Source organism: Methanobrevibacter ruminantium, from assembly GCF_016294135.1.
Lineage (GTDB): Archaea > Methanobacteriota > Methanobacteria > Methanobacteriales > Methanobacteriaceae > Methanobrevibacter > Methanobrevibacter ruminantium_A.
The window spans coordinates 1-5,052 of the sequence record NZ_JAEDCO010000062.1 but is presented as its reverse complement, the minus strand read 5'-3'; the positions used below and the strand labels follow the sequence as shown (position 1 = coordinate 5,052).

The window sequence follows — 5,052 nt, the reverse complement described above, 5'->3', positions numbered from 1 at the left end:
ATTATTATTATTATTATTATTATTATTATTATTATTATTATTATTATTATTATTTTTCTAACGATTTTAATTAATCTTATCAATTGGTGTCAATATGGATGAAAGAATTATAGATGTGGATGGAAATGAAATTATAATCTCTGTAGATGGTATTGATGATATTGAAATTGCAGATATAATCATTGAAGATGCAGAAGAGCTTGAAGGAGACCTTATAATCACTGCAAAATATCTGAATGTGGAATTTGGAGAGGTTTATCCTGCAGAGATTGTTATTGAAGACGGTCTCTTTAAAGAGGTCATTCCAATCATCACTGACGATGATGATGAACTTGACTTGGATTATGAGGGTATTTTAATACCTGGATTAATAGATTCCCATATTCATATTGAAAGTTCAAAGTTATCCCCTTCCAATTTTGCTAAAGCGGTATTGCCTTATGGAACCACTTCTGTAGTGGCGGATCCTCATGAAATTGCAAATGTTTTGGGCCTTGAAGGCATTGACTGGATGGTGGAGGATGGAAAGAAAGTGCCATTTGATTTTTATTATGCTGTTCCATCATGTGTTCCCGCTACAAGTTTTGAAAGCTCTGGAGCATCACTTACAAGTTCAGATATTGAAGAATTGCTGAAACGTGATGAAATGGTTGCTCTCGGGGAAATGATGGATGTCCCAGGAGTTATAGCAGAAGATGAAGAGGCTTTAAGAAAAATAGAAGCCGCTCATAAATTAGGAAAGCCAATTGATGGTCACTCTCCATTATTGTCTGGTGAAGATTTGGAAAAATACATATCATACGGCATTACTACTGACCATGAATGCACCAGCTTTAAAGAAGCTATTGAAAAGGCAAGGTTAGGTATGGAAATCATGGTTCGGGAAGGATCTTCTGCAAAGAATATGGATGCTCTATTGGATTATGATGATAGGTTGAATTACCTGATTGAAGAGGAAATGGCAGGGAGAGTTCTTGCAGAAACCATTGATGATGCTATGGCTATTCCACCATTTGGGCTTTTAGTGTGTGATGGCATTGATGCAGAAGACCTGTCTAAAGGGCATTTGGATAATGTGATAAAAAAAGCAATTTCATTAAAGATCAATCCTAAGGAAGCCATCAAAATGGCTACATTCAATCCTGCAGAGCATTATGGCTTAAACTGTGGTGCAATTGAAGAAGGCAGAATTGCAAATTTCGCATTGGTTGATGACTTACGAAACTTGAATGTAAGTAAAGTTTGGGTTCATGGGGAGCTTGTAGTTGATGATGGCGAAGCCCTATTCGAAACAGAAGCTATTGAATCTAAGCCTAGCATTGTATTGGATGAAGTGAAAGCTGAGGATTTTGATGCTAAAGTGGAAATGAGATGGACCAATTCATTGATGGATGAGACAACCAATGTCTTTGCAATCAATGCTTTTGACAATACCTTGATTACAGAAAAATCTGAAGAAACATTGCTTGTTTTAGATAGTGTAATCCAACCGGATTTAAAAAAGGATGTTGTGAAGATTGCTGTTGTGAACAGGTATGGTGGAAATAATATAACTAATGGTTTCATTAAAGGATTCAATCTTAAAAAAGGAGCATTCGGAGCATCAGTATCACATGATTCTCATAATATTTTAGTTATAGGAACCAATAGTGAGGATATGGCTAAAGTGGTTAATATTATCAGAGAACATCAAGGGGGACTTGTTGCTTACTCATCTGAAGATGATATTTGTGAAGTTTTAGAGCTTCCAATAGCAGGGTTAATGTCCAATATGGATATTGATTATGTTGCAGATAAAAATAGAAAGATGCGTGCAGCAATAAATGAATTAGGATGTGATTTAACATCCCCATTTACAACATTGTCATTTATGGCATTGATTACAATTCCTCATTTTAAAATAAGTAATCAGGGATTGTTTGATGCAGATAAGCTTGAATTCATTGATTTAATACATAATTTTTAAATAAATAATTTTAATTAAAATTTAATTTATTCTTTTTAATTATTCTTTATTTTCTTTTTTTTAAATTTCAAATCCTTGATTTATCAAATCTTCCTTTAATATTTGAATGGATTCCTTTTCCTTTTCATTTCCCACTCTTTTAATGACTCTTTCGGATTCCAAAAATCTTTCAAGGAAATATTTTTGTGTATTTTCATCAACGATGTTTATTCTGGAATAATTTACCAATGCTTCAATTAATGCATGTATTGCCCTATTCATTGGTTTAACGCATTTATTTTTAATATTAAGCTCAACCACTTCTGATTTGATGAAATTGACATCGCTTGATTTGATATCATCTTCTCTCAAACCTGTTTTCAAGCTTTTAACTTCACACATGAAATAAGCATCAGCATCAGTTAAATATGCCAATTCACCATTGTTCTTGGTTTTATTAGAGATTCTAGTTAGATATTTTTCAGGAATTGTATTTGTTGTTGAGAGAGTAAACATTAATGGATCATTTGTGATATTTACAATAAATTCCCCTTTGTCTTTAATGTTTTTAATGGTGTTTCCACCTTCAAAAATTCTTAAAAAAACTTCATTGTCTTCCAAGACCCTTAGCCCAAAAGGCGCTGCATTTGAGTTTCCATCCTTATCTATTGTGGTGATGATAACTTCATATTGCTGGTCTTTATACATACCTATTTTAGTTAAATCAGTTTCCATTCTTTACCTCTATTCTAACTATTAAACCCTAAATTCCAAATATTAAAGTCTGTTTATATTTATTTTATAATTTCTCATATAAACTTTTTATAGTATAAATAATAAATTTATATATATAATATATTAACTAAATAAAATAATAAATCATAATTAATAAGCATAATTAATAAACATTAATTAATTTAGCATTATTAATTAAGTATAATTAATTTACTCATATTTAAAAGTAAATTTTCAAGTAATTTTAAAAATTATTTTTCAACAAAATAGAGGGATTAAATGAAATATCAGATGTATTATGAAATGATGGAACAACCAGAAGCTTTAAGAAGGACTTTTGCTTCTGAATTGGATAATATGGCTAATATTTCTAAATTAGCCGAATCTGTTGATACTATCTATTTAATTGGTTGTGGAAGTTCCATATCCACTTGTTATTCTATTAGAGATGCATTGGCATCTGTATCTGATTTAAGAATTGAAGTTTTCACAGGTTATGAATTTGTTTATAACAAAAAATTGACTGATGGTGAAAATTCATTATTCATAGCCACTTCCCAGTCCGGTGAGACTGCAGATACTTTAGCTGCTTTAAGGAGGGCTAATGAATTTAATATTGATACTGTTTCCATTTCCAATGAACCTGAAAGTTCAATGATTAAGGAAGCAAAATATCCTGTCATTACATTAGGAAATACTGAAACAGCCATTCTCGGTACTAAAACTTATATTACCCAATTAGCATGTCTTTATCAAATCTTATTTGCTGCTTCTGGCTATGAAAAGGCTGATGAGATTTTGGATCAATTGGCAGCTATGCCTGATTTGATTGAAAATCTATTGGAAAGCACAGAAGAAAAGAATAAGAAACTTGCTGAAGAGCTTAAGGATGAAGACGGTTTCTATTGCTTAGGAAGTGGAGTTAACTTTGGTCTTGCATATAAATTAGCTATGACCATGTTGATGGAAGGTGCTATCAAGCATGCTTGCCCTCTTTACTCTGCAGAATTCAGACATGGTTTGATTGAAAGGGCTGAAAAGGATGTTCCTTTAATATTCTTGAATGCTGATTTGGAAAGTGATGAATTAACTAAAATAGCTATCAATTTCTCAAAAAACAAATTGGAAGCTAAAACAATTATTTATAATCTAAAGGATTATGCAGACATTAATCCATTGCTTGCACCATTTGTACTTGTAATACCTTTAGAATGGTTTGTTTACTATTTGGCACACTTCAATGGTGAAGACCCTGGAAGTACAAGACATATTGGTAAAGTAAGATATGAATAATTCTTTAATTTTTGATAAATGATTGATTCATTTATCTTTTTTTTCATTTTAAGAATCTCCAATTTAATTTTTAATTTTAATTATTAATTTTTAAATTTAATCTTTAATTTTTTATTTCATTATTTAGGATTATTTTTGAGAATGATTTTTTAAAATTATTCTTGAAGTATTATTTATTTTTTAAAAAAACTTATAACGTGATTTTTATGGATTTTTTTTATAGTGAATGGTGGCCCAAGAAAGAAATTTAATACTGCTCAATTATTGGAAAAAGCAAGTCAAGGCATTGTTGATGAATTAAAGAAGAACCATGATGAAGAAGAAATTAACATTCATAATGTTCATCTTTATGACTTGGATTTCAAAGGATGCAAATCCTGTTTCCATTGTAAGAAAATCGGTGGAAAGTATTATGCCCATGCCCTATCAAAGACGATTTAAGAGATTTGCTTCCTAAAATGAAGAATTCCGATGGAATCATATTTGGAAGCCCTATTTACTTTGGTGAGATAACTGGAGAACTCAGATCATTTTTTGAAAGGTTTTTATTTTCCTCATTTGTTTATGGGGGAGAGTCCAATGCTCCTAAAAGAATGCCTATTGGAATGATTTACACTATGAATGTCACTGAAGAGATATGCACTCCTCTTTATAGCAGCATATTTGAAATTTTAGAAGGAAATCTTGAAAATGTTTACTCAAAACCACATTCCTTAAAGGTTTATGACACTTATCAATTTACAGATTATTCCAAGTATGAAAATTATGCATTTGATCCTGAATTGAAAGCTAAAAGGAAAGAGGAACACTTCCACATTGACTTAAAAGACGCTTATGATTTAGGTGTAAAAATAGCCCAAGACAGTTTGAAAATTTAATTTTCAACTTATTCTTTTTTCTTCCTTCTTTTTTCTTTTTTTCTTTTTTTTTAAAATCTAATGACTCATTTTAAAGATCTATTTGCAAAACAGTTTAAACTTTTTAGATAGTTAAAATATTAAAATTCTTAGAAATTTAATTGTTTAATAGTTAAAAATAGCAAAAATAGTTTAAAAATTGTAGAAATTAGTTTAAAATAG

General features: G+C 30.5%; 5 protein-coding genes. 4 read left to right on the top strand and 1 reads right to left on the bottom strand.

Translation table 11 applies throughout. The annotated features are described in order from the left end of the window. The first annotated feature begins 94 nt into the window (after window positions 1–94). Entirely contained in the window at window positions 95–1,966 is a 1,872-nt protein-coding gene (gene ade / locus VW161_RS08635) for an adenine deaminase (protein ID WP_304087373.1), read from the top strand. 60 nt (window positions 1,967–2,026) lie between these two features. On the opposite strand, the gene VW161_RS08630 is transcribed toward ade, so the two are convergent. Beyond that, complete coding sequence (locus VW161_RS08630) at window positions 2,027–2,680, bottom strand: DUF447 domain-containing protein (RefSeq protein ID WP_304103369.1); 654 nt, start codon at window positions 2,678–2,680, stop codon at window positions 2,027–2,029. Window positions 2,681–2,959: 279 nt separating this feature from the next. Here VW161_RS08630 and VW161_RS08625 point away from each other — a divergent pair, with 279 nt between their 5' ends. The 3 genes from VW161_RS08625 to VW161_RS08615 all read left to right on the top strand — a co-directional run bounded on the left by VW161_RS08625 (window position 2,960) and on the right by VW161_RS08615 (window position 4,851). After that, window positions 2,960–3,973, top strand: a complete 1,014-nt coding sequence (locus tag VW161_RS08625) for an SIS domain-containing protein (RefSeq protein ID WP_304087376.1) — start codon at window positions 2,960–2,962, stop codon at window positions 3,971–3,973. A gap of 222 nt (window positions 3,974–4,195) precedes the next feature. Then, window positions 4,196–4,414, top strand: a complete 219-nt coding sequence (locus VW161_RS08620) for a hypothetical protein (protein WP_325192939.1) — start codon at window positions 4,196–4,198, stop codon at window positions 4,412–4,414. A 17-nt stretch (window positions 4,415–4,431) separates the two neighbouring features. Beyond that, on the top strand, window positions 4,432–4,851 hold the full coding sequence (locus tag VW161_RS08615; RefSeq protein ID WP_325192938.1) for an NAD(P)H-dependent oxidoreductase: 420 nt from the start codon (window positions 4,432–4,434) through the stop codon (window positions 4,849–4,851). Window positions 4,852–5,052 lie beyond the last annotated feature (201 nt).